Raw genomic sequence first — 26,781 nt, forward strand, 5'->3', positions numbered from 1 at the left:
TCCCGGACGCGTGTTCTCCTGCGAAGCCGATCCAGGAAGGACGGAAGCCGCATGACCAGCAGCGTGACCATCGAGGGCAGGGTGATTGCCATTCGCGGCGCGGTCGTCGACGTCGCCTTTTCGAGCCACGCGTTGCCAGCGATCGAAGACGCGCTGCTCATCACCGACAGCGCCACGAGAACGGTTATCGCGGAGGTCCAGGCTCATCTCGATACGGAGACGGTACGCGCCATCGCCCTGCAGGCGACCACGGGTCTGCGGCGCGGAGATCCCGTTCTCGGCACCGGTCGGCCGATCACCGTTCCGGTCGGCGAAGCGGTTCTGGGCCGGCTCCTCGACGTGACAGGCAAGACCGGCGACGACGGCAAGGCATTGCCGGACGACACGCCGCGGAGGCCGATCCATCGCGCGCCGCCAGATCTTGCCCGGCTGGCCGGCTCCTCGACGATCTTTGCCACCGGCATCAAGGTCATCGACCTGCTGACGCCGCTTGCCCGCGGCGGCAAGGCCGCCATGTTCGGCGGAGCCGGTGTCGGCAAGACGGTGCTGGTCATGGAACTGATCCACGCGATGGTGGAGAGTTACAAGGGGATTTCGGTCTTCGCCGGGGTCGGTGAACGGTCGCGCGAAGGTCATGAGATGCTGCTCGACATGACGAGCTCCGGCGTTCTCGCGCGCACGGCGCTCGTCTACGGCCAGATGAACGAACCGCCGGGCGCTCGATGGCGCGTGCCGATGACGGCGCTCACGATCGCGGAATATTTCCGCGACGAGCGGCACCAGAATGTGCTGCTCCTCATGGACAACGTGTTCCGCTTCGTACAGGCCGGCGCCGAGGTTTCCGGTCTGCTCGGCCGGCTGCCCTCCCGTGTCGGCTACCAGCCGACGCTCGCAAGCGAGGTCGCCGCGCTGCAAGAAAGGATTGCCTCGGTCGGCGACGCCTCCATCACCGCGATCGAAGCCGTCTACGTGCCGGCCGACGACTTCACCGATCCCGCAGTCACGACGATCGCCACCCATGTCGACAGCATGGTGGTGCTTTCGCGCGACATGGCCGCCGAAGGGATTTATCCCGCCGTCGATCCGATCGCCTCCTCCTCCATCCTTCTCGACCCCATGGTGGTCGGGCAGGAACATGCCGACATCGCCATGGAGGTCCGCAAGACGATCGAGCACTATCGCGAACTGCAGGACGTCATCTCGCTTCTCGGCGTCGAGGAACTCGGTAGCGACGATCGCCGCATCGTCGAGCGGGCACGGCGGCTTCAGCGTTTCCTGACCCAGCCCTTCGCCGTGACGGAGGGCTTCACCGGCGTCCCCGGCCGTTCCGTGGCGGTCGCCGACACGATCGACGGCTGTCGCGCCATCCTGTCCGGAGCCTGCGACGACTGGCAGGAGAGTTCGCTCTACATGGTCGGCACGCTCGCCGAAGCACAGGAGAAGGAAATGGCGGTTCGCAGGACGAGCGGAGAAGCCGCGAAATGACAACAGGCCTTCATCTCGTCATCAGCACCCCCGCGACCGTCCTCGTCGATCTCGATGCCGTCAGATCGGTGCGTGCCGAGGACGAAAGCGGCAGTTTCGGCATTCTGGCAGGTCATGCGGATCTGCTGACGGTCCTGCCGGCATCCGTCGTGCGGTGGCGGGACCACGAGCAGCGCATGCATTACTGCGCGCAGAGCGGCGGCGTGTTTACAATCTCCGGCGGCCGCGAGGTGCGCATTGCCTGCCGGCGGGCGACAGTCGGCGATGATCTTTCGCGATTGGAGGCGGAAGTGGAGGCGATGCGTTCGGCGCTTGTCGATACCGGTCGTCAATCGCGCGTCCAACACATGCGCCTGCACGCCAACGCGGTTCGCCAGCTCGCCCGGCTTCTCGGCGCCGACGCGGGCAGCGCCAACAGGTTCAACCCGTCCCGAGAGGAGGCGCCATGACATCGCCGCACGAACCTCCTCGCGACGAACGGCTCGCCGGCGCTGCCCGTCGAGCCGCCCAGCGGCAACAGCAGGGTGCCGAGGATCCGGAACCGTCGCTCGGGACGAGGCTCGGCCAGATCGGTATCCTCGGCTGGAGCATCGTCGTGCCGACGCTGCTTGCGCTCCTTCTCGGCCGTTGGCTCGACAGGACCTTTTCGACGGGCGTCTTCTTCTCCGCACCCCTGATCATGATCGGCGCGGCGCTCGGTTTCCGCTCCGCCTGGAAATGGATGCATCGCCAATGATCGACATGTTTCTCTCCGCCCTCGACGGCATGTTTCTTCTCAAGGCGGCATTGGGTCTCACGCTCGGCGGCCTCCTCGGCCTCGCCCATTTCGGCCTCCTCGGCTGGAATACGCGCTTCTTCGCTTCCGGGGAAGTCGCACGCGCCTTCTTCCTCCAGGCGGCTCGTTTCGCCGTCCTGGCGGCGGCACTCTTCGGCATTTCTCGCCTCGGAGCCACCGCACTCCTGAGTGCCGCGGCCGGCATCGTGATCGGCCGGGGCCTGATCCTCAGGCGCGCGCGGAGCATGTCATGAAGTCGCCACTCGTTCTCGAACCGCTGTTCTTCGTCGGTCCGGTGCCCCTGACCCAGCCTGTCCTCGTCACCTGGGCAATCATGGCGGCGCTCGGCCTGCTGTTCTTCTTCGCCACGCGCAGGCTTTCGGTGAAGCCGTCACGGATGCAGGCCGCACTCGAAATCCTGGTTGAGGCGATCGACGGCCAGATCCGTGACACGATGCAGGTCGATCCCCGCCCCTACCGTCCCCTGATCGGCACGCTGTTCCTCTACGTGCTGGTCGCCAACTGGTCGTCGCTGGTTCCCGGCATCGAGCCGCCGACGGCGCATATCGAGACGGATGCCGCGCTCGCGCTCATCGTTCTCGCCGCCACCATCGGCTACGGGATCGGCGCACGGGGGATCGCCGGCTACCTCAAGACCTTCGCCGAACCGAGCTGGGTGATGATCCCGCTCAATGTCGTCGAGCAGATCACCCGGACCTTCTCGCTGATCGTGCGCCTCTTCGGCAACATCATGAGCGGCGTTTTCGTCATCGGCATCGTGCTGTCGCTCGCGGGCCTCATCGTGCCGATCCCGCTGATGGCGCTCGACTTGCTGACGGGCGCAGTACAAGCCTACATTTTCGCGGTTCTCGCAACCGTCTTCATCGGCGCGGCCGTCGGGGAGCGCCGGTCCCCATCCTCATCCCTGAAGGAGGAAAAAAGCCCATGAACGTCATCGGAATCGTCAGCATCATCGCCGCAGCACTCGCCGTTTCCTTCGGCGCGATCGGTCCGGCACTTGCGGAAGGACGTGCCGTGGCTGCCGCCATGGACGCCATCGCCCGCCAGCCGGAAGCGGCCGGAACCCTTTCCCGCACCCTGTTCGTTGGCCTGGCGATGATCGAGACCATGGCGATCTATTGTCTCGTCATCGCTCTGCTCGTGCTGTTCGCCAATCCCTACGCCGCCTGAGGGGCATCCGGTCATGCACATCGACTGGTGGACGCTCGGGCTGCAGACCATCAACGTCCTGATCCTCGTCTGGCTCCTGCAGCGCTTCCTGCTGAAGCCCGTCGCCGCGATCATCGAGGCGAGACGCGCCGAGGCCGCAAGCGTGATGAGCCTGGCAGAACAGGCGCGCGCCGACGCCGAAGCGGAGCGGCAGAAGGCCGCCGAGGAGGTGCAACGGATCACCGAAAGCCGAGGAGAGGCTCTGAAAGCCGCGGCGGCCGACGCCGAGGTCGCGAAGGCGAAGCTCCTTGCGCAGGCGCGTGACGAGGCCGAGACGCTGAGACGCGCCGCCGACGCCGAAATCGACCGGAAGCGCCGAGAGGCCGCGGCCTCCGATGCCGAGCACGCAAAGGCGCTCGCCGTCGAGATCGCCCGCAAGCTCTTCACCCGCCTCCCGGACGAGGCAAAGGTCTCCGGCTTCATCGACGGCCTTGTCGACGCCGTCATCGCATTGCCCGAAGAGAGCCGGTCCGACATCGGCAAAGGCACGCCGCTGACCCTCAAGACCGCACGACCGCTCACCGCCGGCGAAGACGAGACCCTGCACACCAAGCTTGCCGCCGCACTGGGCCGGCCGGTGGACCTCTCCGTCGTTTGCGACAACGATCTCATCGCCGGCCTGGAGATCGACACGCCGCATGCTTTGGTGCGCAACAGTTTTCGCGGCGATCTCGACCGCATAGCCCGGGAGTTGGCGCACGAATGACGGAGAACGGTAAGAAGAGATCGGACTGGTTCACCGAAAGCAGCACCGAGATCGTGCAGTTGCGGCTCGGTCCTTCCGCCGAAGCTGTGGGCCGGGTCGAGCATGTCGCCGACAATGTCGCGGCCGTTTCGGGCCTGCCCGACGTCCGCCTGAACGAATTGCTGCTCTTCGAGGGCGGACGCACCGGTTTTGCGCTCACGCTGGACGAGGAGACCATCAGCGCCGTCCTGCTCGATGACGGGGCGGCGATCCAGTCCGGCTCCCGTGTGCGGGGCACCGGCGAAGTGGTGCGGGTTCCTGTCGGACGCGCGCTCCTCGGCCGGATCGTCGATCCCCTCGGCCGGCCGCTCGACGGCGGGCCGCCCATTGCCGCAGAGGCCCAAGAGCCCATTGAACGGCCGGCTCCAGCCATCATTGACCGCGACCTCGTCTCGCGCCCCGTCGAAACCGGCATTCTCGTTGTCGACGCATTGTTTGCCCTCGGCCGTGGTCAGCGCGAACTGATCATCGGCGACCGGGCGACGGGAAAGACCTCGATCGCTGTCGACACGATTGTCAACCAGAAGGACGCCGACATCATCAGCGTCTATGTGGCCGTCGGACAGCGGGCGACGGCCGTCGAGCGCGTCATTGAAGCCATCCGCAATCATGGCGCCATGGACCGGTGCATCTTCGTGGTCGCGTCCGCCGCGGCTTCGCCGGGACTGCAGTGGATCGCGCCGTTCACCGGCTTCACCATGGCGGAGTATTTCCGCGACCGGGGCGAGCATGCACTGATCGTGATCGATGATCTCAGCAAGCACGCCGCGACGCATCGCGAACTGGCGCTGTTGACGCGCGAACCGCCGGGTCGGGAAGCTTATCCTGGTGACGTCTTCTACTTGCATGCGCGCCTCTTGGAGCGCGCGGCAAAGCTCTCCGGCAAGCTCGGAGGAGGCTCTCTCACGGCGTTGCCGATCGCCGAGACGGACGCGGGTAATCTGTCGGCCTATATTCCGACGAACCTGATCTCGATCACGGACGGACAGATCGTCCTCAACTCGCACCTTTTCACCGCCGACCAACGGCCGGCCGTCGACGTCGGCCTCAGCGTCAGCCGCGTGGGCGGCAAGGCACAGCATCCGGCCCTGCGACAGGTGTCCGGCGAGGTTCGCCTGCAGTATTCGCAGTTCCAGGAGCTCGAAATGTTCACCCGCTTCGGCGGCATTTCCGACAAGCGCGTCAAGGCGCAGATGCTCCGGGGGAAACACATCCGCGCCCTGCTCTCGCAGCAGCGCTTCGCGACCTTGCGGATGATCGACCAGATCGCCCTGCTTGCCGCCCTGAACGCCGGGACGCTCGACGCGCTTTCGCCGGAAGACCTCGCGACGTTGCGCACACGCCTCGCCGCTTTCCTCGACGCGAACCCGACATCCGCGACAACGGCTATCGAAGAAGGCAAGCAACTCGCCGAGAGCCAGCTCGCCGATCTCGTGGCCGTGGTCGCGAGGCTTGCAGCGGAGCTCGCCTCCACTGCGGCAGACGCGGAGTCGTGAACGATGGTCGAGCGGCTCAGCGGCGTCGAGGCGAGAATAGGCTCCGTCCGGCAGCTATCCACCATCGTGACCGCCATGCGCGGCATCGCCGTCGCCCATTCGCGGGAGGCACGCCAGCACCTCGCCGGTGTGCGGACCTACGCCGATGCGATCGGCGTCGCGATCGGCGAAGCTCTCTCGCTGCTGCCGGCCTCACCGGCCACCGTCAACACCTCCGGTGGCGAGGCGGTCGTCGCGTTCTGCACGGAACAGGGCTTTGCCGGTACGTTCAACGAGAGAGTGCTGGATGCAGTGGAGGCCTTCAGCAATGAGCGCGCCGGACATCCGCCGGCGCTGCTTCTCGTCGGCGACCGCGGACTGATGATCGCCGGCGAGCGGGGGCTTGCGGTCGAGTGGTCGGCGCCGATGATCGCCCATGTCGACGAGGCGGCACAGCTTGCCGAACGGATCATCGACGCGCTCTACGATCGCCTGGAAGCGGGTGCGATATCCGAGGTCACCGTCATCCACACGGCGCTCGTACCTGCCGGCCGGATCGACATTGTCACAAAGCGCCTGATACCCTTCGATTACCAAAGGTTTCAGCTTGCGCGGCTGACGGAGGCGCCCTTGATCACGCTTCCGCCACAGCGCCTCCTCGAGGGGCTCGCCCAGGAATACGTGTTTGCCGAGTTGTGCGAGGCGGTCATCATCTCCTTCGCAGCGGAGAACGAGGCGCGCACACGCGCCATGATCGCGGCAAAGGACAATGTCTCCAGGAAGCTCGACGACCTGACGGCCCTTGCCCGCCAGCTTCGTCAGGAGGAGATCACCAACGAGGTCATCGAGCTGGCCGACCAGGCGGATGATCCCGCCGGATCGACGGGCGCGCGGGCCTCGTCCGGGCGTAGCCGGAGAACGGCGCAGGATCGCGCTGGCCCGGAGTAGTCGGAGGCGCTCGGCGGCCGAGGTTCGACGCCCTATCCAACCCGGCCGGTATGCCTCTCGCGGGTGGCGAGGTTTGCAACAAGATCGCCGAAACGGTCGCCTTGAACCGCCACGTGGCTGCGCAGACGCTCTCGCGCTGCGTTTGCATCGCCGGCAAGAATGGCCTCCACGATTTCCCCATGCTCGCTGAACGAGGTCTTCATGCGGTTGCGCACCCTGAGCTGGAGACGACGATAAGGGCGAAGGCGGCGATGCAGCGCGATGCACTGCTCCTCCAGGAAGCCGCTGTGGCTCGCCGCGTAGATCGCCTGATGAAAGCTCTCGTTTTCGTAGTAGTAGCGGTCGGGGTCTTCGCTCGCAGCTGCCTCCTTGCACTTCTCGTGGGCGGCGAGAAGGGCAGCGCCGTCTTCCCTGGTATGCCGGCGTGCGGCAAGCGCCCCCGCCATGGCTTCCAGTTCGGCCATCACCTCGAACATTTCAAAGACGCGCTGCGGCCCAGGATCAACCACGACGGCACCCCGCCGCGGCCTGATTTCGACGAGCCCGATCGCACTCAATTGCAGCAAGGCTTCCCGGATCGGAGTACGGGAAACTCCGAAGCGGGTCGCAAGCTGGGTTTCGTCAAGGCGCTCTCCCGGCGCGAACTCGCCGGTCACGATGCCGTTCTCGATGCTGTCGCGCAGCTTGTAGAAGATATTCTCGCTCATTCCCTGCCCATTTCGCCCCAGATATGCGCCGTCTCGTTTCTTGTATACAAGATTGTTGACATTGTGCGCAAGATAGCTTCATTCTTATACCACCGGCGGGAGGGCCGGAATACCAGGGAGGAAGAGATGAGCATTTTTCTACGGACGCTGATGGCATCCGCAGTCGTCGCCGTCGGCAGCCTAGCCGTGACCTCGGCCGATGCCCAAACGGTGCTGAAGGCTTCGCACCAGTTCCCCGGGGGCAAGGGCGACATCCGTGACGAGATGGTCCAGCTGATCGCCAAGGACGTGGCGGCAGCCAATGTCGGCCTCGAGATCCAGGTCTTTCCGGGATCCTCGCTCTACAAGGCGAATGACCAGTGGAACGCCGTCACTCGCGGTCTCCTCGACATGACGTCGTTTCCCCTGGACTATGCCTCGGGCCGCCATCCGGAATTCTCCGCGACGTTGATGCCCGGGCTTGTCGGAAACTTCGACCGCGCAATGCGGCTCAACGATTCCGAGTTCATGCAGGACATCAAGAAGATCATCGAGGACGCCGGTGCGATCGTGATCTCCGACGCCTGGCTTTCCGGCGCGTTCGCGTCGAAGAAGAGCTGCATCACCTCGCCCGACACGATCAAGGGCCAGGTCATCCGTGCAGCCGGGCCGGCTTTCGAGGAAATGCTCGTGGAAGCGGGTGCCTCCATCGCGTCCATGCCGTCTTCGGAGATCTACTCCGGCATGCAGACCGGTGTGCTCGATGCGGCGAACACATCGTCTGCGAGCTTCGTCTCCTATCGCCTGTTCGAACAGGCCAAGTGCCTGACGGCGCCCGGTGAAAACGCTCTCTGGTTCATGTACGAGCCGGTGCTGGTGTCGAAGCGCGTCTTCGAAGGCCTGACGGAAGAGCAGCAAAAGGCGATCCTTGCGGCCGGAGAAAAGGCAGAGGCCTATTTCAACGAGGAGGTTCGCAAGGGAGACCAGGTGATGATCGACACCTACAAGAAGGCGGGTGTCGAAGTCGTCCAGATGTCGAAGGACGATTTCGACGCCTGGCTCGAGGTCGCCAAGAAGTCGTCCTACAAGAACTTCGCCGCCAACGTGCCCGGCGGTGACAAGCTGATCGAAAAGGCCCTTGCCGTGAAGTGAGAAAGGTGACTGAGGGGCGCGCGACAGCGCGCCCTCCCACTGCTTCTCGCAACTCGAGGATAATCGCATGCTCAAGGCCTATGTAACGGCTGTCGGCAACGCTTCGCGCGGGCTCGCGATCGTTGCGACGGCTCTGGTCATCACGTCCATGCTGGTAATTTGCCAGATGATTGCGATGCGCTACGTGCTGCGCCAGCCGACGATCTGGCAGACGGATTTCGTCGTCTTCTCCGCAACGGCGGCAATGTTCCTCGGCGCGCCTTACGTCTTGTTGAAGGGCGGACATGTCGGTGTCGACGTCGTCGAGATGATGGTCGGCAGCCGCACCCGGGCGGTGCTGCGGGTCGTGGCGAGCCTGCTCGGTCTCCTCTTCTGCGTCATCATGCTCATTGCGACCTGGATCCAGTTCCACGACGCATGGGCGGGCAACTGGAGACATTCGAGCGTCTGGGCGCCGCCACTCTGGGTACCGCTTGCCGCCCTGCCGGCAAGCTTCGCCATGCTGTGCCTGCAATATGTCGCCCAGATCATGACGCTCGTCTCCGCGCTCGCGGCACCGGTAGCGAACGGCCATCGCAGCGTCGAGGGGAAGCCCGATACCAATCCGCATCCCCGGGAGATCGCCCAATGAACCCCACCGTCTCCGGTCTGATGATCGTCGGCTGCCTGTTCGCACTGCTCGCGACAGGCATGCCGATCGCCTTCGCCCTCGGCCTTGCAGCCTTTGCGGCGCTCTATGCGCAAAGCGGCGGCGCCATCTTCTACGTGCTCGGCGACACGATGTTCTCCGGCATCGCCAATCTCGCCTACGTATCCATTCCGATGTTCGTCCTCATGGGGGCGGCGGTCGCCTCGTCTCCGGCGGGATCGGACCTCTATACTTCGCTCGACCGCTGGCTGAACCGCATTCCGGGCGGACTCATCCTTTCGAATATCGGAGCTTGTGCGATCTTTTCCGGCATGACCGGCTCATCGCCGGCGACTTGCGCGGCAATCGGCAAGATGGGCATTCCGGAGATGCTGAAGCGTGGATATCCGACCTCGGTGGCGAGCGGCTCGATCGCCGCCGGTGGCACGCTCGGGATTCTCATTCCCCCGTCGGTGACGCTGATCGTCTACGGGATTGCGACCGAAACATCGATCGGTCGCCTGTTCATGGCAGGCGTCGTTCCCGGGCTCCTGCTGACGGTCATGTTCATGACCTGGGCGATCATCGACTGCAAGCGCAAGGGCTACGAATTCGATGCACGCCTCGTCCGCTATTCGATAAGGGAACGGCTGACCGGCCTGCCGCGCATCCTGCCATTCCTGCTGATCATCGCCGGAACGCTCTACGTGCTCTACGGCGGGATCGCCACGCCGTCGGAAGCGGCCGGGGCCGGTGCGCTGCTGACATTGCTGGTGGTGATCATCGCCTACCGCCTGTTCCGTTTCCGATCCGTCGCCGGCATCTTCGGTTCGGCGATGAAAGAAAGCGTCATGATCATGATGATCATGGCCGCCGCCGAGCTCTTCGCCTTCGCACTGTCTTCTTTGTTCATTACGCAGACCGTCGCCGCCGCCATCGCCGACATGGAAGTGAACCGGTGGGTGCTTATGGTGGTCATCAACGTCTTCCTGTTGATCTGCGGCATGTTTCTGCCGCCGGTCGCCGTGATCGTGATGACGGCGCCGATGCTTTTTCCGATCGTCACCCAGGCGGGCTTCGACCCCTACTGGTTCGCGATCGTGCTGACGATCAACATGGAGGTGGGGCTGATTACCCCGCCCATCGGCCTCAATCTCTTCGTCATCAACGCCATCGCACCGCAGATCCAGACACGGGACATCCTCTGGGGTTCGCTGCCTTATGTGCTCGTCATGTTTCTCGCGATCCTCATCCTTTGCATCTTCCCGGGAATCGCAACCTGGTTGCCGAACCACATGCTGGGGACGATCCAATGAACACGACGTCATTCTTCAGCGACATGCTGCAGAGCATCACCGATCGCGGTCGCCGTTTCTTGTCGCTCGGTGCCGCCCAGGACGACGAAGCCGATGCCATCGGCACGACGGAAGAGCTCTGCGAAACCTTGCTGTCCAGTCGGGGCGAAGCCTCCGGCATGGCCCTCGCCAAGAACATTCTCGACCGCTGGCAGGGTTTCGACCAGCAGAGGCGGCGCGACTTCATGTTTGCGCTGCTCTCGCGCTTCGGCCCGAACATCGAGCGGCTCGAGCGGGCGATCGCGGCCTATCGTACCGACCCCAGCCCGAAGGCACTGCTCGAGTTGAGCGAGGCGGCGGAGCCGCGCCGGCAGGAACTCATCCGCAGGCTCAATCTCGCGCCGAACGGTACGGCCACGCTCGTCGGGATGCGGGAGGTCCTGCTCGCCCTCAAGGGCGACAACCCCGACCTCGAGGCGGTCGATGCTGACTTTGCCCATCTCTTCGGGTCATGGTTCAATCGCGGCTTTCTCGTGCTCCGGCCGATCAGCTGGTCCACACCGGCGGACATCCTGGAGAAGATCATCCGCTACGAGGCTGTCCATCATATCGGCGGCTGGGACGAGTTGCGGCGGCGCCTGGCGCCGGAGGACCGGCGCTGCTTCGCCTTCTTCCATCCGCAACTCGTCGACGACCCGCTGATCTTCGTGGAGGTGGCGTTGACGCGCGAAATGCCCTCGACCATCTCCGATCTCTTGAGGGAGGATCGCGCAACGATCCGTGCTGCGGACGCGACGACAGCGGTCTTCTATTCCATCTCGAACTGTCAGGAAGGGCTGCGGGGCATCTCGTTCGGCAATTTTCTGATCAAGCAGGTGGTGGAGGATCTGCGGCGCGAACTTCCCCGACTCGACACCTTCGCGACCCTGTCACCGGTGCCCGGTTTTGCCGACTGGCTGTCGCGCGAACGCGCGGCGGAAGTCTCCGACGCCCTTACCCCCGCCGATCGCGCCGGGCTCGCCGTGCTCGACGAGCCGGACTGGGCCGATCGACCGGAGGCGGCGGCAAGTGCCCAATCCGCCATGACTGCCGCGGCCGCGTGGTACTTCCTCAGAGCCCGCAACAGAAGCGGCAAACCCCTCGATCCGGTCGCGCGATTCCACCTCGGAAACGGCGCGCGACTCGAGCGCATCAATTTCCTCGCCGACCGCTCCGAGCGCGCGATGCGGCAGGCCCACGGTCTCATGGTCAACTATCTCTACAAGCTCGAAGACATCGAAACAAATCACGAGGCGTTCGCGAGCCGCGGCGAGGTCATTGCCGCGCCCGCCGTCCGACGCCTGGTTCCAGCCGACAGAGGCGCCCGCGCCCCGGCAGCGGGCAGGCTCCCGCCGAAGGGCGAGCCGCGCGACGCAGCAAAGAAGCATGACAGCAAGGAGTTCACCTCATGAGCAATCACCTGTTCGACGCGATCCGCCATGCCGCACGCCCGGAAGCCACCTTCATTCTGACGACCGACGGCCGTTCCTGGACCTACGGGGATATGCTGGCCCATTCGGGCCGCATCGCATCGGCGCTTGATACGCTCGGCGTGAGGCCCGGCGACCGGGTGGCCGTGCAGGTGGAGAAGAGCCCGGAAGCGCTGATGCTCTATCTCGCCTGCGTTCGCGTCGGCGCGGTCTACCTTCCGCTCAACACCGCCTATACCCTTGCGGAACTCGACTATTTCATCGGTGATGCCGAGCCGCGGGTGGTGGTCTGCGCGCCGGCGGCGAAGGAGGGCATCGCGAAGCTCGCGGCCGGTCACGGCGCCCATGTGGAAACCCTTGATGACAAAGGCGGTGGTTCCCTGATCGAGCTTGCCAACGGGGAAACATCCGATTTTTCCGACGCGCATCGCGGGCCGGACGACCTCGCCGCCATCCTCTACACTTCGGGCACGACGGGCCGCTCCAAGGGCGCCATGCTGACACACGACAACCTTCTGTCGAACGCCGCGACGCTTCGCGACTACTGGCACTTCACCGCCGACGACCGGCTCATTCACGCGCTGCCGATCTTCCACACGCACGGCCTCTTCGTCGCATCGAACGTCACGCTCCTCGCCGGCGCATCGATGTACTTCCTCCCCAAATTCGATGCGGACGAGGTTCTGCGGCTCATGCCTCAGGCGACGGTGATGATGGGCGTTCCCACCTTCTACGTCCGGCTGATCCAGCATCCGGGGCTGACGCGCGAGGCGACGGCCAACATGCGTCTCTTCGTGTCCGGTTCGGCCCCCCTGCTTGCCGAGACCCACAGGACGTTCCACGCAATGACCGGTCATGCGATCCTCGAGCGATACGGCATGACCGAGACCAACATGAACACCTCGAACCCCCATGACGGCGAGCGCATCGCCGGAACGGTAGGCTACCCCCTTCCCGGCGTTTCGCTGCGCGTGACCGACCCCGAAAGCGGAAAGCCACTGCCCGACGGTGAGACCGGCATGATCGAGGTGAAAGGTCCCAACGTCTTCAAGGGTTACTGGCGCATGCCCGAGAAGACGCAGGCCGAGTTCCGCACCGACGGCTTCTTCATTACCGGCGATCTCGGCAAGATCGACGAACGAGGCTACGTGCATATCGTCGGCCGAGGCAAGGATCTCGTGATCTCCGGCGGGTACAACATCTATCCGAAAGAGGTGGAGACCGAGATCGACCAGATGCCGGGCGTCGTCGAAACCGCCGTCATCGGCGTACCGCACCCGGATTTCGGCGAGGGCGTGACCGCAGTCGTCGTGCGGAAGGCGGGCGCAACAATCGATGAGCGCGCCGTTCTCGACGGATTGAAGGACCGCTTGGCGCGCTACAAGCAACCCAAGCGCGTGATCTTCGTGGACGACCTGCCGCGCAACACGATGGGCAAGGTCCAGAAGAACGTACTTCGCGAGAGATATGCCGGAATCTACGCGCCGGCGGGTGCGTCGGCAAACGGTTAGGACTCAATCGGTCGAACCGCGCAAGCAACCCATCGGAGCCAATGCCCGCCCACCTCGCCTGGATTGTCGGCGATCGCCTCCCGGCTTCGGTCCGACCTTTGAAAGGTGCGCCGCAACGGTCCCAACGTGCGACCGGGATTCCGCAGGAATGTCTTTGCGCCGGGGACGGCGCGTTTCGGGACTGCTTAACCCGCCTCGGTCTGTCTTGCGGCGAGCAGTTCTCCACACCCGTTCTCCTTGAGCGATACTGCAAGCGCCGTCTCGTAGTCCGGTTGCGCGTTTTCGAGACACGCGCGGCCCTTCTCGGTGAGAACAGCGTAAACGCCGCGTTTGTCGTCGGGGCAGAGATCGCGAATGGCGAGCCCGGTACGTTCCAGACGCTCGACCATCCGCGACACCGAGCTCTGGTTCAGGCGGAGATGCGCCGCCAACACCTGCATCCGAAGCTCCGATCCCGGCGAACGCGACAATATTTCAAGTGCTCGATACTCCGAGAGACCGAGCCCGTGGTGCTCCTGCAGGACCTTCTCGAGATCGGCCTCGACGCTTGCGACCGCATGGATCAGGGTGAGCCATGATTCACTTTCCTTCGACATGAACAATCCGGACTCCTTGCGGGCATGATCAAGACTTTCTTGAAATGTATGTCCATGCAAGTTCTGACTCAAGACCCTGTTCGCTTCATGTCGTGTGCGGCGTGGCGCGAAATTTCCTGAACAGGCGCTGCCCGTCCGGGACGGCGGGTCTGCGGGATACAGGCTTCACGTTTGGCTTGAACGCCGGCCCAAGCGGTCGCAGTGCTCCCGGACGCGGTTAACACCGCGTCCGAGGATGTCCTTTCATCGACATGATCGACGGAGAAGGCGACGACCTCCTCCACGAGCCGCGCAAGGAGGATTGCACCTGTTCCAGGCATAAGATCTATGCTTGCAGCTTTGCGCTGTCGGCGAGCTTCAACCAGACGACACCGGCGATGATGACCGCGAGCCAGAAGGTCTGGACCAGAGTGAGTGGCTGATCGAGCAGGATGCTGCCGAGGACTGCCGCGCCAACGGAGCCGGTACCCGCCCAGACTGCATAACCGATCCCGACGTCAATGGTTCTCAAGGCAGCGCTCAGAAAGTAGAGCGTGAGGAGGAAGAAGCCGAAAGCGGCGATCGACCAACTCGGCACCGTGAATGCCTGGCTACCCCCAACGCTGAGCGCATAGCCGATTTCGAACCCCCCGGCGAGCAACAACATAATCCAGGCGCGTCCGTTGCTTGTGTTCTTTTCAAGGGTTGCAGTCATATCTCTTTCCTTTCAGATCGAATGGAGTTGATCGGCGGGTTTCTATGCCGCGCCGCTGAGGCGCAGGCCGACGACGCCTCCAATGACGAGAACGATCCCGAGGACCTTTCTCCAGCTCAACGGCTGCTCGAAGAACAACGCGCCGAGCACGACGATCCCGACGCCCGCGACAGAAGTCCAGATCGCGTAACCCACGCCGACACTGAAGGTGAGCAGCGCGAGGCTCAAGAAAGAGGTGGCGATCGCACCGCTGACGAGCGTGGCGACGGTCCACCAGTGACGCGTGACCCCCTTTGCATTGCCTGCGCTGATTGCAACTGCGATCTCGAAGATCACGGCGACTCCAAGATATAGCCAGCTCATGTCATCTACTCCTTTCGTGAACGGCGTGCCGAGCACGGTATGTGCGACCGGCCAGACGGTTTTCGTGAGCGAGACGGCCGCTATGGCTCCAGGTGCCGGCAGGTCGGTGGATTGCCCGCGGCAGCCACTGCGCCGGGGAACTCCCCGGAATGCCAGTTTGCCGACAACAGCCCTTCGGCCAGTCTCATCTCGCACTATATTTGCGTGCGCATGCATTAAATTGGGTCAATGCGACTCGTCAATATCTATGCATGCACATGCATTATAATGATGAAACGATGCCGCCCGCCCGACTGGTCGTGACAGGAATCATGGAACGGTGGAGCCCAAGCAGGGTTCGGCCGGCGCTTTCGTCGGCCGTGACCTGGGAACAGATCGCTGCAGCTTAGCCCAAACGGTGCCGGCAACTGTATCTCTTGGATTTCCTCGCTTTATTCGCCATGTTGACACTCAATACGGACGACCGCATTATTGCGACATGGCAAGGAAGTCGCTTAAAGAAAATATCCTGGAAGCTGGGCTTCGTGTCATGCTGCGCAAGGGCTACGCCGCTGCCAGCGTTCGCGATATCGTTGCCGAGGCGGGCGTACCTCAGGGTTCGTTCACGAACCACTTCCGATCAAAGGAAGCGTTCAGCCGAGATGTTCTGGATGTCTATTTCCAGCATGTGCGGACCCTTGTCTCTTCGGCACTCGACGACGAGAGCCTGACACCACGCGAGCGGCTGAAACGCTATCTCGACATCATCACCGGTCAGCTGGAGGCGGACGGGTTTTCGCGCGGTTGTCTGATTGGTGACTTCAGTCTGGAGGCAGCGCCGCTCAGTGAGATGTTGCGCCTGCGCCTGTCGGAAATCTTCCTGGAATGGCGCGACCGGTTCGCCGATTGCATCAGGCAGGCGCAGTCGGCGGGCGAAATCGATCCCACCTTTGCTCCGGAAGATCTCGCCGATTTCCTCCTGTCTTCGTGGGAAGGCGCCATCCTGCGCATGAAAGTCGAGCGCAACGCGACGGCGCTGGAGCGATTCAAGAAGATCGCTTTTGCCACGATCTTCAAGAAACACTCGTGACATCCATCTGGTTTGTCGCGTCGACCTGCCGGATTCATCGGTAACATCCAAATCGCAATGTCGGCTGGCTGCCCGGCGCGCGCACAGTTGCGAGTGGAGCGAGATCGTCCCTGACCGAAGTTCCGCATGTTCACAGCACGCAGTCGCGACCCGGGCCTCTGTGGCTTGACTCAATACGTACGACCGTATTATACACTGTTCGAGAGACGCGGCGCTGAATGTCCGTCCAGCCCCGCCCGTCGATCGGAATCCAGTCAGCAAAGGTCAAGCGCATGGCATTCGACATCGATCTCCCTCATCATGCGGTATTGGACTCCCATATCGCCTACCGGGAAGGCGGTTCCGAGAACGGGCCTGTCGCGCTCTTCCTGCACGGCAATCCGACCTCGTCCTACATCTGGCGGAACATCCTGCCGCACGTGGCGCCGGTGGCCCGTTGCATCGCTCCCGACCTCATCGGCTTCGGCCAGTCGGGCAAGCCCGACATCGACTACCGCTTCGTGGATCACGCCCGCTACCTCGACGCCTTCATCAAAGCCGAGGGGATCGGCTCGGCCTATCTCGTCGCTCAGGATTGGGGAACGGCGCTCGCCTTTCATCTGGCTGCTCGCAGGCCGGATTTTGTCCGTGGCCTCGCCTTTATGGAGTTCATCCGGCCGATGGCGAGCTGGGATGATTTTCATCAGGTGGAGGCGGCGCGTGAGACGTTCCGCAAGTTCCGCACGCCGGGAGAAGGCGAACGGATGATCATCGAGGGAAATGCGCTTGTCGAACGCGTTCTTCCGGGCTCGGTCGTCAGGAAGCTCAGCGAGGAGGAAATGGCGGTCTATCGCGCTCCATTCGCCACACTGAAATCACGAAAGCCTACCTGGCGCCTTCCGAACGAACTGCCCATCGCCGGCGAACCTGCGGACGTGAATGAAATGCTGGAGCAAGCACACCTCGCCCTCGCGAGCTCGCGCTATCCCAAGCTGCTCTTCGCCGGGAACCCGGGCGCTTTGGTTTCCCCGGCCTTCGCCGAGGCCTTTGCCGCAAAGCTGCACGATTGCCAGCTCGTCCAGCTCGGGGCGGGGGCGCATTACCTGCAGGAAGACCACCCCGAAACCATCGGCCGTTCCGTTGCCGAATGGATCGCAAGCATCGAGGCCAGCCCCGCGCCTTAGGACCGATCGGCCCCAAGCCTTTTGACATCCCTGCAGCTCACTCTGGCATCGAAGAAAGGGACGGAAGCAATGACCGACGTCACGATCACCTACTGTCATCCGTGCGGATATGGAAAGCGGGCCGCACAGGCGGCCGACGCACTCCAACGCGAACTGTCAGTCACCACAAATCTCGTGGCCGGAAAGGGCGGCATCTTCGAAGTTCGCGTCGATGGCGAGATCGTGGCCAAGCGTATCAAGGGGCACTTTCCGGACGCCGCTGAAATCATCGCGTCCGTCTCGGCCGTGCTGAAATAGCCGGGCAGGCGAGGAAAAGCGGCCCGCAAGGGCTGGTCTGTTTCGAGTTATCACAGGCGAATTCGAACCGCTGAGAGAAAAGGGGCCAGTAGGTAGGTCGTCTTAATAGGTCATCGGCCGGCGACCTCGGAAACCCCTACTCGTGGCCCGTCATGTTGTCATGGCGCGCTTGCAGGCTCCGCGCTCGCTGGGGAGAACCGCACCCGTCCGGCCTTATCGAGAAAGGTGTTTCTGACGCAAGAGGCGCGAATGTGCGGGTGCGGCCGAATGGCAGGCCACCGCGCTGCGCATGGTCGACATCTTCATTGACGGATCGCGCCGACCTCACCGTTCAGGATTTTCGCAGGCGACTGCCCCGCCCGCTGCCCATCGATGCCCGGTTCCCATTTGGGGAAGCAGGACAGCAGCCAGGCTCTCGCCGGCGTGATCTCCGCCGGTGCGACCTCGACGAGGGGGCCCGCAAAGTCCAGAAGCGAACCCAGGGAGAGCCGCCCCACACTCATGAAAACCGGAATGTCGGCTTCCGTCGCCATGGCGATCGCCTGCCGCATGCCGCCACCCTCTTCCTCGGCCTTGCCGAACTTGTTCAGCACGAGAAGCTGCGGTGTACCGGTCATGAGGGCTCGCTCAACGTCCAGCGCCGCCCGGGCAATCAGATCGCGGTCGAGACGGCAGCCGGCCGAGAACTTTCCCCGGTCCTCGGAAATCCTGTACTCGTTGCAGCTGTCGATCGAAACCAGATGCATATCGTTGTGCACACGGTCCGTCCGGCGAATGTTCTTTTGGACCACCCCGGTAACGAGGATGCCGAGACTTCTGGCGAAGTCGAGCATGTCCGCGACGATATGATCTGCAGCCTCCGGATCATCGCGCCTGATCGCGTAGATCGGCGTATGCGTTGCCTGCTTCATGACGTTCCTCCTCCCCCAAGACCTTCGGGACGCGGGGCGCGCAAGCCCCGCGTCCCCTCGCTCAGACCCGATACTCCATGTCCTTGAAGCTCAGGCCTTTCACGTTGGCCGGGGCCGACGATATCTTGCGGATATCGGCCCAGGTATGCTTGTAGTTCGGGATGACGAGTTCGTTGACGCCTGCGTTGATGACGTTGCCCTGGACGCCCGTCGGATAGCCGAACAACATGAAGGTGTGCTTCCGCTTGGCGGTTGCCGTCGGATAGACGATCGCCTGGGTCGCGCCGGCGTCGTTGTAGATCTCGACGAGATCGCCTTCCGCAAGCGAGAGTTCCTTCATGTCTTCCGGATTCATCTGGAGGACGGGATAGGGCATCCGGTCCATGACGAAGTCGTTCGCCTGATCCATGAACGCGTTCTGCCAAACGATGTTGGCGCGGCCGTTGTTGATCAGGAAGGAATACTTCGCCTGCTGTTCCGCCTTGCCCGGTGCCGCCCAGCCGCGCCAGGGAGCGGCCAGGAACCGCGCCTTGCCGTCGTCGGTTGAGAACTTGCCGTCGGTATAGAGCCGTTTGGTTCCGACGATCTGGCCGTTCTCAAATCCGGTCGCGGGTTCGTGGAAGCCGTTGTTGCCCATGGTCCGCAGGCGGTCGTAGGTCACGAACTCCCCGCCGCCGGCATGCTGCATGTAGCCGTCCTTGAACGCATCCTCCTCTGTCGCCCAGTCGAAGCCCTTGAACTGGTCGGCATAGCCGGCTTTCCCGCTTTCGCGGAACACCCGTTCGAGATTCTGGGCCAGACCGGCCGCGATGAGACAGTCGGGCTTTGCCTGCCCCGGCGGGTCCATGTAGCGCTCGGTGAGACGCATGCGGCGCTCGCCGTTCATCGAAGTCAGGTTCATTTCGCCTGAAATCGCTGCCGGCAGCCAGACATGGCTTGCCTGCCCGATCTGGCTCGGGACGATATCGACGTCGACGGAGAAGAGGCCGCCCTGGCGGATGGCCTGAACGATCGCCGCAACCATCGCCTCCCGGTCCCCATAGGGAACCGAGTTCATGGCATCTTTCACCATGTCGGTCCGCCGCTTGTAGACCTGCTTGAACTTCATCGCGTTCAGCGTGGTCTTGTAGTGGTCGCAGGCCCAGATGTGGTGAACGCCGCCCCTGCCCTCGATCAACAGCTTGTCGACATAGGCCGCCGGCCGTCCGACATGGGCGTCAGACGGCCGTACATAGCCTTCCTGATGCCCGCCGAGGCGGACGACGCCGCCGCCCGGCTGGCCGACATTGCCCGTCGCCAGCGCGATGTTCACCAGCGCACCATTGGTCCGGTAGTTGTCGTTGCCCCAGATAAGGCCCTTTTCATAGCCGATCATGGTCCGGCGGCGCTTGCCACCTTCCTTGGGGCTGGCAATCCATTCGGCCGCCTTGACGATGTCTGCCTCGGCAAGCCCGGTGATCTTCGCCCCTTCGGCAAGAGAAACACGATTGGTCTCGAGCGCCTCCTTGAAGCCCGTCAGGGCGTGGCCCTTGTCGGCCTCGGCACTCCCCGGGCGTGCGATGAGTGCCGGACCTTCAGCCGACTCCTGATGCGTGTGAGCGTCGATGAACGCCTTGTCCACCCAGCCCTTGTCGGCGATGTAGGTGAAGAGCGTGTTGAACAGCACCAGGTCGGTGCCCGGCTCGATCGCCAGATGCAGCACGCGGTCCTTGCCCGCCTCCGCCTCGCACGCCGCAACGGTCACCGTCCGACGTGGATCGACGATGATGATCCGGCCCTGCTCGACGGGTTCGCCCGGGAACTCCTTTTGCTTCTTGTCCACCGTGGTACCGCGCAGGTTCGGTATCCAGTGGTTGAGGAAGTAGTTGGTCTGGGCTTCCAGCGGGTTGGCACCGACGACCATGATCGTGTCGGCGAGCTCTGCGTCCTCATAGCAGTTGTTGAGCTCGCCGACGCCCATGTCGCGCGTCGCATGGACCTCCGAGTTGTAGGCCGGGCGATTGTGGATACGAACGTTCTTGATCTTCATCGCCCCGAAATAGAGCTTGCCCGTGCCCCAGGTGTTTTCGTAGCCGCCCGCCGATCCGCCGTGGTCGAACATGGAGACGAACAACCCGTCCTCGCCCTGCTCGTCGATCACGGCAGCGGTCACGCGGGCGACCAGGTCGAGCGCGTCGTCCCAGCTCGTCGGCTGCATTTCGCCGTAACGCCAGACCATCGGCTCGGTAAGGCGCTGTTGTTGCGTGTTGCGGGCCTGCGACGGATGGTTCTCCGCCATGCGGGCACCGCGGATCGACCCGAGCCCGGAATTGACGTCGCAGGCTCTATCGGGCTTGATCACCAGATGAACGTCGCGGCCGTTCTGCTTGACGATGTTGTACATCGACGGGGCATACCAGGCTTCGGTCTCCGCTTCCTGCTGGCTCGCGAGGTCGACGCCGAACTTGTTCTGTTTCGGGTCGGTACCGCCCTGACGGTTGATGTCCCAGGTCAGGGCCTTGTAGCCGCATCCGACGATGCAGTAGTGACAGGTGACGTTGTGCTCCTTGGCATCCGCCGGGACGATGGGGAGACGGTCGATTTGACGTTTGAATGTCATGGCTGTTTCTCCTCAGAGCACGTTCGACAGACGGCCGTAGATCAGCTCGTCCACGCCCTCGGCGTAGATGTCGCCCTTGTCGTCGACGCGCAGAGTGAACTGCGGCAGGTTCTGCGTGGCGTGGCCCCACACCTGCTGGCCCGCCTTTTCACAGTCGAAGCGGGAATAGTGTCCCGGACAATTCAGGGTCTTGTCTTCGGCGGAGTAGCTCAGGAAGAACCCCTTGTGCGGGCAGAGCGACGAAAACGCGACAATGTCGCCGTCGGGGCCGACGCCCCCTTCGACCTGCGTGCCGAGCTTCAGCAAGACACCGGGGGAATTCTCGTCGGGATAGGAAATATCCAAGGGCTCGCCGGAAGCGAGATCCTTGACGTTGGCGAGCTTCGCGGACGGATAGTCCACGCGCGCTCCGGGCGTCCCGCCCTTTGCCTCAGCCGGCGCAGGTACGGCAGCACTCGCTGCCGCGGTGGCGGCCGCAACGCCGGCTCCCCGGAGAAACTGACGCCGCCCCATCTGAATGATGTTGTCGCAAACCATGAAATCCTCCTCCTGATGCGATGAGAAGAGGATTGCAAAGGCCGTGCCAGCCCATGCCGGGCTCCAATATGCCGGATTTGCAGGGGTGAGGACCGGTTACCGAGGACTCGTGTCCGAAATCCCGAACATGCCCGGGCCAAGGGCGTCCCGGTTTCCGAACATCATACCGCGCGCTCGGTCTCCGGGGCGTCAATATTGAGGCGCCGCATCTTCTCCCACATCGTCGTGCGCGATATGCGCAGCAGTCTGGCTGCAGGCGTGATGGCACCGCCGGTCGCTTCCAGCGCCCTCAGGATGTGGCTTCGCTCCGCCTCGTCTCGCGCCACATCCAGCGGTTCGAAGTCCGCTCCGCCCTGCGGCCACTCGGTTCCGCCTGCCGTTGCAAGCTCGGGAAAGAGATCTCCCGGCATGATCCAGGGGCCAAGCGCAAGGAGCGTGGCGCGTTCTATGCGATTGCGAAGCTCGCGAACATTGCCGGGCCAGGTGTGCCTCTTCAATGCCCGTGCAGCGAGCTCCGACAGACCGGCGGGACTTTGCTCCTGCTGATCCGCCATCTCGGAAAGGAACTGCTCGGCAAGCCAGATCACGTCGTCCGGGCGGGCGCGGAGCGGCGGAACTTCGACGGCAACGACATTTATCCGATAGAACAGGTCCTCGCGGAACCTGCCGGCCCTGACCGCTTCGCGGAGATCGACGTTGGTGGCGCACAGAAGCCGCCCCTCGAACTGGATCGTGGCCTCTCCACCGACGCGACTGAAGGTCCGGCTGTCGATCAGTCGAAGCAGCTTCGACTGGAGGCGCGGCGAGAGCTCGCCGATCTCGTCCAGAAACAGCGTGCCGCCCTTGGCCCTTTCCGCATAGCCGAGGTGGCGGTTCACCGCACCGGAGAACGCGCCTTTCTCGTGTCCGAAGAGCTCGCTTTCCAGAAGCTCTTCCGGGATCGCCGCGCAATTGACCGCAACGAAAGGTCCTTCTGCCACCGCCGAGTTCCGATGCAGGTAGCGGGCGCAGACCTCTTTGCCGACGCCCGTCTCGCCCGTGATGAGGACGTTCGAAGACGACCGCGATATCCGCAGGAGCAGGGTCTCGAGGGATGCCATGGCGGCCGAGACGCCGAGCGTCGGCTGCTGCATGCCGGTCCTGGTTCCGATCAGCCGCATCACACGATCGAGGAAATCAGCCATGTCGAACGGCTTCACCAGATAGTCACCGGCGCCCGAGCGAATGAGCCTCACAGCCTGATCCACGTCGGCATATCCCGTCATGAAGAGGAAAGGAGGAGGATTGGTCGCCTCGGCGGCCCCGATAAAGACATCCTCGCCGCAGCCGTCAGGGAGACGGATATCGCAGATGATCACGTCCTTGGGCGCGCCTTTTTCAATTGCACGTCTCGCCGCGCTGACCGACCGCCACCACTCGACCGTCGCGCCCTCGATCTCGAGCCGCTGGACCAGCGACTCGCCCATCACCGGGTCGTCCTCGATCAAGCCCAGGCTAATTTTCTCAAGCAGCATCTCTTCGTTCCTTCGAGGTAGTCTGAGGCAGGAAGACCGTCACGCGCGTCCCGTCGGCACTCGTGTCGACGCCGACATTGCCCCCCAGTTCGTCGACGAGCCGGCGCGTCGTCCAGAGCCCGAGCCCGTGGCCGCTTGCGAATGGACTCGGAGCAGCGGCGAAATCGACCAGGGTCCTGACCGCGTAGTCCGGCATTCCGGGACCCTCGTCGATGACCTCCACGACGAGGCCCGTTTCCGACAGGCGAACGCGCAGGGTCACACGGCCGCCGGTCTCCGAAGCGCGGCACGCGTTCAGCAGCAAGTTCAGGACGATCTGACGGACCTCGGAAGCGGGAATGTCCGCAGTTCCGTCCAACTGCACGTCCCAGTCCAGTTCGAGATCGCGATGGCGGCTGTCTGGCCCGGCGAGGATACGCAGGTCTTCGAAGTCCTGGATTTCGAGTGGGCGGCTCTCGCGATTGACCTGCCAGGTCATCAGCGTCGACCGGACGACGTCCCGTATTCCCTTCAATCCGCGCTCGATGAGGGAGAGCGACTTGAGCTGCACCTCGGGCCTGTCGCCGTGATGCTTGAGCGTGTCCAGCGCGTTGAATATGCCACCGAGAGGATTGTTGATCTCGTGCGCCATGCTGGACGCCAGACGGCCGAGGCTCGCAAGGCGCTCCTCTTCGGCGATCTTTCGCTCGAGCTGGTCCCGTTCGTCGAGGCCGGCAACCATCGCGTTATACGCCCGAAACAGACGCCGAAACTCCGAGCCAGCGCGCTTGATCTCGGCATCGGCGATCGGTTCGTGCGTCGGCGAGGCACTGTCCTCCAAATGCCCCGTCAGCACATCGACCGGCCGCATCATGCGCCGGACCGTCAGCCAGGCCACGACGACGGCGATGAGCGTCAGTACCGCGTTTGTCGCGACCAGTGCCGTCAGCACCCGCATTCTGTCGGCGAGCAGTGCGGCGATGTCGAGCTTTGCGAGCACCGTACCGATCACCTGCCCGTTGTAGACAATGTCGCGCCGCGCAAAGGCTCGCGCGGATGCTTCGTCCATCAGGAAGCGTTCGGGGTTATCGATGACGCGCCGGTAGTCGGTCGGGATCGTTGCGCCGGTCGAAAGTGCTTTCGGGTCACTCGCGGCGATGACCCTGCCCTCCGTATTGGCGACGACGGTCTCGAGGGCCTTCACCCCCTTCATTCCCTGCCGGGAGCGATCGAGGATCGCAAACGCTTCCCACACGTCCTCACGCAGGACTGCGTCTGACAATGCCGAGGTCAATCCGTCCAGATGCACGGTCGCCAGGGTTCTCAGGTGCTCGGACTGGATCGTTTCGAGCCTGGCAAGGACCTGCTGCGAGATGAACACGGACACGACAATCAGAAACGCGGCGGCGACCGCGGGCACCTTGAGCGATAGAGGCAAGGCCCGGTTCATCCCCGCGATACCCCCAGGCTTCGCATGAGCTCGGCAATCGGCGCGTAGAGCGCAGCCGGCTCCTCGCGAAAACCGTCGAGCCGCAGCATGGCGAGGACGGCTCGCCCATCCGGATCGTCGGGCATTCGGGCGAGGGCATCGCGCAGCGCCATCGTCACGGGAGCGCGATCGAGTGACGCGGGACAGGCGATCGGCGGAAAACCCAGCCAGGTGGACTTTCTCACCACCTCCGTCCCAGCCACGAGGTCAGGCTCGGTCTCCTTGAGGACTTCGTAGATGTACCCGTCGACACTGCCGCTGGCAGCCAGGCCGGTGTCCACCGCTCTCACGACGTTCCTGTGACCGTAGGTAAAGAAGGCCCGGCTGAAGAAGCGGTCGGGGCTTGTTCCGAGCGCCGCCATCTCTGCGGCAGTCACGAGGTAGCCCGAATTCGAGTCCGGGTCGGAGAAAGCATGGATATCGCCCTTGAGCTCGATCAGCGAACGGACGTTCCTGCCCTTGCCGGCAATGAGATAGGACTGGTAAAGCGGTTTGCCTCGCCAGATAGGCACCGCGACCAGAGCCAGTTGCTCGGCATTTGCCACGAAAGGATAGCCGCAGATCCAGGCAGCGTCCAACTCCCGCGAGATCAGCATCGACGTGATCTCCTGGTAGGTTCTGCGGGTAATCATCTTCACCCGCCGGCCCGTTGCCCTTTCCAAGTATATCTTCAGTCTTGAAAGCAGCTCGAGGTCAGACGTCAGGAAGACCGGCGTCAGGCCGAACCGGAGTTCGTCCGCTTCCGCGAAACCCAGGTCGGGCGCGAGCGCACCCGCACATGCGGCGCAACCGCGCAAGAAAGCGCGCCGAGCAAGCGTCGGTTTCATCCTGTTCCTCCCAGCCCCGCCGCTCCCACGGCGGGACGTCTACGAGGCTACCACAATGGACGGCTTAGTCAAAAACTCGCATCGCTGGCGGTTGATGTGGTCGCGGGACCACTGCGCCACGGTGACGGGATACGAAGGCGCCGACTTGGGCTCTAGCCTCACCGGCGAGCCGCGGTCTTGCTCATCTCTCTCCGCTCGCGGGCTGCAGAATTCCGGACTTCAGCGGGTGTTCGATCAAAGGTCCGCCGAAATTCCCTCGTGAAATGGGAGGTGCTCGCAAAGCCGACGTCCAAGGCGACTTCGATGATGGGCTTCTCGCTGGCAAGCAGGATCTGCCGCGCACGCTCCATGCGAAGACGGCGGAATGCCATAGCGGGCGACATCTTCGCCTTCTCCTGGAACACGCGCTCGAGTTGCCGTCTGGAAAGACCAACCGATGCCGCGAGTTTCTCAATCGCGATCCCCGCCTCGATGTGCTGCTCCATGGTTATCAGGACGGCCGCGACACGCGGATCACTGATATGCTCGCGTAGCGGCTGCCGCGTCTGGATGTCGAACTGGGTGCGGGCTTTCTCGATCTGCAGGACCTCGAGCGCATTGCGCTCCGCATCCCGGCTGATGTGCCGCCTCACAAGGGCGGCAGCGAGGTCGGCAGCACTGCTTCCCCCCGCACACGAGCCACGCCTGCGGTCCAGGTTGAACAACCGGTCCGCCCGGACTTCGAGATCGGGGAAACGTTCGCGGAACTCCTGGTAGTGAAGCCAGCTCACGCAGGTCGGATGTCCCTTCATCAGGCCGGCATCCGCCAGGATGAAGGTTCCCGTGCAGAGACCGATCAACGGCACCCGCTTTGCCGCGGCGTCCTTGAGAAACTGCACGGTTTCATTGTCGACCGGTTGTTTGACGCTCAAAAGCCCGCCCACCACAGCGATATAGTCGAACTGCCGTGGGTCGACGAAGTCGGAGGTGGGAGCGACCTGAATTCCGCAACTCGAGCTGATCAGGTGCCGCGTGCTGCCGAGAACTTGCCAGTCTGCCAGAACCCTGCCCGACCGGTCGAGCTGATCGCTGGCCAGTCGAAGGGTATCGACAAAGAGCGCGAAGGCCGACAGGGTGAAAGACCTCGCGAGAACAAAGCCAATTCTCAGGCGGGGCACCGGCGATGCCCTGTCCGACGCGCGGAGCTGACCGGTCTGTCCCATCACATCTTCTCTTGCTGGCGATGCGTGCGGAGGAACAGTGATCAATGGTTCGTTCCGTCCTTCAAATCCAGCTTTTCCGTTCATCGCTCACCGCCTCCCAAATCCATGCGCCCGGAGATGGCGGTCGTCAATACGGACGGCG

At 63.5% G+C, this 26,781-nt stretch carries 28 protein-coding genes; 17 read left to right on the forward strand and 11 right to left on the reverse strand.

The window, feature by feature from the left end; translation table 11 throughout:
* Positions 1 to 51: 51 nt before the first annotated feature.
* The 9 genes from atpD to DFR48_RS15440 are packed head-to-tail and all read left to right on the forward strand — an operon-like array spanning position 52 to position 6,658.
* Positions 52 to 1,485: a F0F1 ATP synthase subunit beta gene (gene atpD / locus DFR48_RS15400; protein ID WP_114364062.1), complete on the forward strand. Its 1,434-nt coding sequence runs from the start codon at positions 52 to 54 to the stop codon at positions 1,483 to 1,485.
* Complete coding sequence (locus DFR48_RS15405; protein WP_114364063.1) at positions 1,482 to 1,934, forward strand: F0F1 ATP synthase subunit epsilon; 453 nt, start codon at positions 1,482 to 1,484, stop codon at positions 1,932 to 1,934. Before atpD ends, DFR48_RS15405 begins: the two co-directional genes overlap by 4 nt.
* Positions 1,931 to 2,221: an AtpZ/AtpI family protein gene (locus tag DFR48_RS15410; protein WP_114364065.1), complete on the forward strand. Its 291-nt coding sequence runs from the start codon at positions 1,931 to 1,933 to the stop codon at positions 2,219 to 2,221. The genes DFR48_RS15405 and DFR48_RS15410 overlap by 4 nt, the downstream gene beginning before the upstream one ends.
* A complete protein-coding gene (locus DFR48_RS15415; protein ID WP_170141897.1) occupies positions 2,218 to 2,514 on the forward strand; it encodes an N-ATPase subunit AtpR in 297 nt (98 codons plus the stop codon). Before DFR48_RS15410 ends, DFR48_RS15415 begins: the two co-directional genes overlap by 4 nt.
* Entirely contained in the window at positions 2,511 to 3,209 is a 699-nt protein-coding gene (locus DFR48_RS15420; RefSeq protein WP_114364068.1) for a F0F1 ATP synthase subunit A, read from the forward strand. Before DFR48_RS15415 ends, DFR48_RS15420 begins: the two co-directional genes overlap by 4 nt.
* Positions 3,206 to 3,451, forward strand: a complete 246-nt coding sequence (locus DFR48_RS15425) for a F0F1 ATP synthase subunit C (protein ID WP_114364070.1) — start codon at positions 3,206 to 3,208, stop codon at positions 3,449 to 3,451. Before DFR48_RS15420 ends, DFR48_RS15425 begins: the two co-directional genes overlap by 4 nt.
* 13 nt (positions 3,452 to 3,464) lie before the next feature.
* Positions 3,465 to 4,196: a F0F1 ATP synthase subunit delta gene (locus DFR48_RS15430; RefSeq protein ID WP_114364072.1), complete on the forward strand. Its 732-nt coding sequence runs from the start codon at positions 3,465 to 3,467 to the stop codon at positions 4,194 to 4,196.
* A complete protein-coding gene (locus tag DFR48_RS15435; protein ID WP_114364073.1) occupies positions 4,193 to 5,731 on the forward strand; it encodes a F0F1 ATP synthase subunit alpha in 1,539 nt (512 codons plus the stop codon). Before DFR48_RS15430 ends, DFR48_RS15435 begins: the two co-directional genes overlap by 4 nt.
* A 3-nt stretch (positions 5,732 to 5,734) precedes the next feature.
* Positions 5,735 to 6,658: a F0F1 ATP synthase subunit gamma gene (locus DFR48_RS15440; RefSeq protein ID WP_114364075.1), complete on the forward strand. Its 924-nt coding sequence runs from the start codon at positions 5,735 to 5,737 to the stop codon at positions 6,656 to 6,658.
* A gap of 32 nt (positions 6,659 to 6,690) precedes the next feature.
* On the opposite strand, the gene DFR48_RS15445 is transcribed toward DFR48_RS15440, so the two are convergent.
* Positions 6,691 to 7,365, reverse strand: a complete 675-nt coding sequence (locus tag DFR48_RS15445) for a GntR family transcriptional regulator (protein WP_114364077.1) — start codon at positions 7,363 to 7,365, stop codon at positions 6,691 to 6,693.
* Between the two features lie 126 nt (positions 7,366 to 7,491).
* Here DFR48_RS15445 and DFR48_RS15450 point away from each other — a divergent pair, with 126 nt between their 5' ends.
* The 5 genes from DFR48_RS15450 (at position 7,492) to DFR48_RS15470 (ending at position 13,399) form a co-directional block, all read left to right on the forward strand.
* Positions 7,492 to 8,496: a TRAP transporter substrate-binding protein gene (locus tag DFR48_RS15450; RefSeq protein WP_114364078.1), complete on the forward strand. Its 1,005-nt coding sequence runs from the start codon at positions 7,492 to 7,494 to the stop codon at positions 8,494 to 8,496.
* A 67-nt stretch (positions 8,497 to 8,563) separates the two neighbouring features.
* A complete protein-coding gene (locus DFR48_RS15455; protein WP_114364080.1) occupies positions 8,564 to 9,127 on the forward strand; it encodes a TRAP transporter small permease subunit in 564 nt (187 codons plus the stop codon).
* Positions 9,124 to 10,440 carry a TRAP transporter large permease gene (locus DFR48_RS15460; protein WP_114364081.1) on the forward strand — a complete coding sequence of 439 codons (1,317 nt, stop codon included), beginning with the start codon at positions 9,124 to 9,126 and terminating at the stop codon, positions 10,438 to 10,440. Before DFR48_RS15455 ends, DFR48_RS15460 begins: the two co-directional genes overlap by 4 nt.
* Positions 10,437 to 11,870, forward strand: a complete 1,434-nt coding sequence (locus tag DFR48_RS15465; RefSeq protein ID WP_114364083.1) for a malonyl-CoA decarboxylase — start codon at positions 10,437 to 10,439, stop codon at positions 11,868 to 11,870. Before DFR48_RS15460 ends, DFR48_RS15465 begins: the two co-directional genes overlap by 4 nt.
* On the forward strand, positions 11,867 to 13,399 hold the full coding sequence (locus DFR48_RS15470; RefSeq protein ID WP_114364084.1) for a malonate--CoA ligase: 1,533 nt from the start codon (positions 11,867 to 11,869) through the stop codon (positions 13,397 to 13,399). Before DFR48_RS15465 ends, DFR48_RS15470 begins: the two co-directional genes overlap by 4 nt.
* Before the next feature lie 185 nt (positions 13,400 to 13,584).
* Here the strand turns inward: DFR48_RS15470 and DFR48_RS15475 are convergent, their stop codons facing one another.
* From DFR48_RS15475 to DFR48_RS15485, 3 genes are all read right to left on the reverse strand, one after another.
* A complete protein-coding gene (locus tag DFR48_RS15475) occupies positions 13,585 to 13,995 on the reverse strand; it encodes a MarR family winged helix-turn-helix transcriptional regulator (protein WP_114364085.1) in 411 nt (136 codons plus the stop codon).
* A gap of 325 nt (positions 13,996 to 14,320) precedes the next feature.
* Complete coding sequence (locus tag DFR48_RS15480; protein WP_114364086.1) at positions 14,321 to 14,689, reverse strand: DMT family transporter; 369 nt, start codon at positions 14,687 to 14,689, stop codon at positions 14,321 to 14,323.
* A 42-nt stretch (positions 14,690 to 14,731) separates the two neighbouring features.
* Positions 14,732 to 15,052, reverse strand: coding sequence for a DMT family transporter (locus DFR48_RS15485; protein ID WP_114364087.1), 321 nt, complete (start codon positions 15,050 to 15,052; stop codon positions 14,732 to 14,734).
* Between the two features lie 478 nt (positions 15,053 to 15,530).
* Here DFR48_RS15485 and DFR48_RS15490 point away from each other — a divergent pair, with 478 nt between their 5' ends.
* The 3 genes from DFR48_RS15490 (at position 15,531) to DFR48_RS15500 (ending at position 17,581) form a co-directional block, all read left to right on the forward strand.
* Positions 15,531 to 16,121 carry a TetR/AcrR family transcriptional regulator gene (locus DFR48_RS15490; RefSeq protein WP_114364089.1) on the forward strand — a complete coding sequence of 197 codons (591 nt, stop codon included), beginning with the start codon at positions 15,531 to 15,533 and terminating at the stop codon, positions 16,119 to 16,121.
* 272 nt (positions 16,122 to 16,393) lie between these two features.
* Complete coding sequence (locus tag DFR48_RS15495) at positions 16,394 to 17,284, forward strand: haloalkane dehalogenase (protein WP_114364174.1); 891 nt, start codon at positions 16,394 to 16,396, stop codon at positions 17,282 to 17,284.
* 69 nt (positions 17,285 to 17,353) lie between these two features.
* Entirely contained in the window at positions 17,354 to 17,581 is a 228-nt protein-coding gene (locus DFR48_RS15500) for a SelT/SelW/SelH family protein (RefSeq protein WP_114364091.1), read from the forward strand.
* A 302-nt stretch (positions 17,582 to 17,883) separates the two neighbouring features.
* On the opposite strand, the gene DFR48_RS15505 is transcribed toward DFR48_RS15500, so the two are convergent.
* The 7 genes from DFR48_RS15505 to DFR48_RS15535 all read right to left on the reverse strand — a co-directional run bounded on the left by DFR48_RS15505 (position 17,884) and on the right by DFR48_RS15535 (position 26,639).
* Positions 17,884 to 18,492 (reverse strand): DUF2478 domain-containing protein, encoded by a 609-nt coding sequence (locus DFR48_RS15505; protein WP_114364093.1) that lies wholly within the window; start codon positions 18,490 to 18,492, stop codon positions 17,884 to 17,886.
* 61 nt (positions 18,493 to 18,553) lie between these two features.
* Positions 18,554 to 21,091, reverse strand: coding sequence for an arsenate reductase (azurin) large subunit (locus tag DFR48_RS15510; RefSeq protein ID WP_114364095.1), 2,538 nt, complete (start codon positions 21,089 to 21,091; stop codon positions 18,554 to 18,556).
* Positions 21,092 to 21,103: 12 nt separating this feature from the next.
* The gene (locus DFR48_RS15515) at positions 21,104 to 21,628 is read right to left on the reverse strand and encodes an arsenate reductase (azurin) small subunit (RefSeq protein ID WP_114364096.1); all 525 of its coding nucleotides are present in this window, start codon (positions 21,626 to 21,628) and stop codon (positions 21,104 to 21,106) included.
* Positions 21,629 to 21,789: 161 nt separating this feature from the next.
* A complete protein-coding gene (locus DFR48_RS15520; protein WP_114364098.1) occupies positions 21,790 to 23,142 on the reverse strand; it encodes a sigma-54-dependent transcriptional regulator in 1,353 nt (450 codons plus the stop codon).
* Complete coding sequence (locus DFR48_RS15525; protein ID WP_170141898.1) at positions 23,132 to 24,559, reverse strand: sensor histidine kinase; 1,428 nt, start codon at positions 24,557 to 24,559, stop codon at positions 23,132 to 23,134. Before DFR48_RS15525 ends, DFR48_RS15520 begins: the two co-directional genes overlap by 11 nt.
* Before the next feature lie 8 nt (positions 24,560 to 24,567).
* On the reverse strand, positions 24,568 to 25,437 hold the full coding sequence (locus DFR48_RS15530) for a substrate-binding domain-containing protein (RefSeq protein WP_114364101.1): 870 nt from the start codon (positions 25,435 to 25,437) through the stop codon (positions 24,568 to 24,570).
* A 158-nt stretch (positions 25,438 to 25,595) separates the two neighbouring features.
* Entirely contained in the window at positions 25,596 to 26,639 is a 1,044-nt protein-coding gene (locus DFR48_RS15535) for a GlxA family transcriptional regulator (RefSeq protein WP_114364102.1), read from the reverse strand.
* Positions 26,640 to 26,781: the final 142 nt, after the last annotated feature.

Origin of the sequence: Ciceribacter lividus (assembly GCF_003337715.1) — a bacterium.
Classification (GTDB): domain Bacteria; phylum Pseudomonadota; class Alphaproteobacteria; order Rhizobiales; family Rhizobiaceae; genus Allorhizobium; species Allorhizobium lividum.

Coding starts and splice junctions, on each gene's coding strand:
- DFR48_RS15460 (WP_114364081.1), top strand. CDS start 9,124: ATGAACCCCACCGTCTCCGGTCTGATGATCGTCGGCTGCCTGTTCGCA.
- DFR48_RS15530 (WP_114364101.1), bottom strand. CDS start 25,437: ATGAAACCGACGCTTGCTCGGCGCGCTTTCTTGCGCGGTTGCGCCGCA.
- DFR48_RS15500 (WP_114364091.1), top strand. CDS start 17,354: ATGACCGACGTCACGATCACCTACTGTCATCCGTGCGGATATGGAAAG.
- DFR48_RS15505 (WP_114364093.1), bottom strand. CDS start 18,492: ATGAAGCAGGCAACGCATACGCCGATCTACGCGATCAGGCGCGATGAT.
- DFR48_RS15490 (WP_114364089.1), top strand. CDS start 15,531: ATGGCAAGGAAGTCGCTTAAAGAAAATATCCTGGAAGCTGGGCTTCGT.
- DFR48_RS15535 (WP_114364102.1), bottom strand. CDS start 26,639: ATGGGACAGACCGGTCAGCTCCGCGCGTCGGACAGGGCATCGCCGGTG.
- DFR48_RS15470 (WP_114364084.1), top strand. CDS start 11,867: ATGAGCAATCACCTGTTCGACGCGATCCGCCATGCCGCACGCCCGGAA.
- DFR48_RS15430 (WP_114364072.1), top strand. CDS start 3,465: ATGCACATCGACTGGTGGACGCTCGGGCTGCAGACCATCAACGTCCTG.
- DFR48_RS15520 (WP_114364098.1), bottom strand. CDS start 23,142: ATGCTGCTTGAGAAAATTAGCCTGGGCTTGATCGAGGACGACCCGGTG.
- DFR48_RS15440 (WP_114364075.1), top strand. CDS start 5,735: ATGGTCGAGCGGCTCAGCGGCGTCGAGGCGAGAATAGGCTCCGTCCGG.
- DFR48_RS15465 (WP_114364083.1), top strand. CDS start 10,437: ATGAACACGACGTCATTCTTCAGCGACATGCTGCAGAGCATCACCGAT.
- DFR48_RS15515 (WP_114364096.1), bottom strand. CDS start 21,628: ATGGTTTGCGACAACATCATTCAGATGGGGCGGCGTCAGTTTCTCCGG.
- atpD (WP_114364062.1), top strand. CDS start 52: ATGACCAGCAGCGTGACCATCGAGGGCAGGGTGATTGCCATTCGCGGC.
- DFR48_RS15420 (WP_114364068.1), top strand. CDS start 2,511: ATGAAGTCGCCACTCGTTCTCGAACCGCTGTTCTTCGTCGGTCCGGTG.
- DFR48_RS15405 (WP_114364063.1), top strand. CDS start 1,482: ATGACAACAGGCCTTCATCTCGTCATCAGCACCCCCGCGACCGTCCTC.
- DFR48_RS15415 (WP_170141897.1), top strand. CDS start 2,218: ATGATCGACATGTTTCTCTCCGCCCTCGACGGCATGTTTCTTCTCAAG.
- DFR48_RS15495 (WP_114364174.1), top strand. CDS start 16,394: ATGGCATTCGACATCGATCTCCCTCATCATGCGGTATTGGACTCCCAT.
- DFR48_RS15485 (WP_114364087.1), bottom strand. CDS start 15,052: ATGAGCTGGCTATATCTTGGAGTCGCCGTGATCTTCGAGATCGCAGTT.
- DFR48_RS15450 (WP_114364078.1), top strand. CDS start 7,492: ATGAGCATTTTTCTACGGACGCTGATGGCATCCGCAGTCGTCGCCGTC.
- DFR48_RS15410 (WP_114364065.1), top strand. CDS start 1,931: ATGACATCGCCGCACGAACCTCCTCGCGACGAACGGCTCGCCGGCGCT.
- DFR48_RS15425 (WP_114364070.1), top strand. CDS start 3,206: ATGAACGTCATCGGAATCGTCAGCATCATCGCCGCAGCACTCGCCGTT.
- DFR48_RS15480 (WP_114364086.1), bottom strand. CDS start 14,689: ATGACTGCAACCCTTGAAAAGAACACAAGCAACGGACGCGCCTGGATT.
- DFR48_RS15445 (WP_114364077.1), bottom strand. CDS start 7,365: ATGAGCGAGAATATCTTCTACAAGCTGCGCGACAGCATCGAGAACGGC.
- DFR48_RS15475 (WP_114364085.1), bottom strand. CDS start 13,995: ATGTCGAAGGAAAGTGAATCATGGCTCACCCTGATCCATGCGGTCGCA.
- DFR48_RS15510 (WP_114364095.1), bottom strand. CDS start 21,091: ATGACATTCAAACGTCAAATCGACCGTCTCCCCATCGTCCCGGCGGAT.
- DFR48_RS15435 (WP_114364073.1), top strand. CDS start 4,193: ATGACGGAGAACGGTAAGAAGAGATCGGACTGGTTCACCGAAAGCAGC.
- DFR48_RS15455 (WP_114364080.1), top strand. CDS start 8,564: ATGCTCAAGGCCTATGTAACGGCTGTCGGCAACGCTTCGCGCGGGCTC.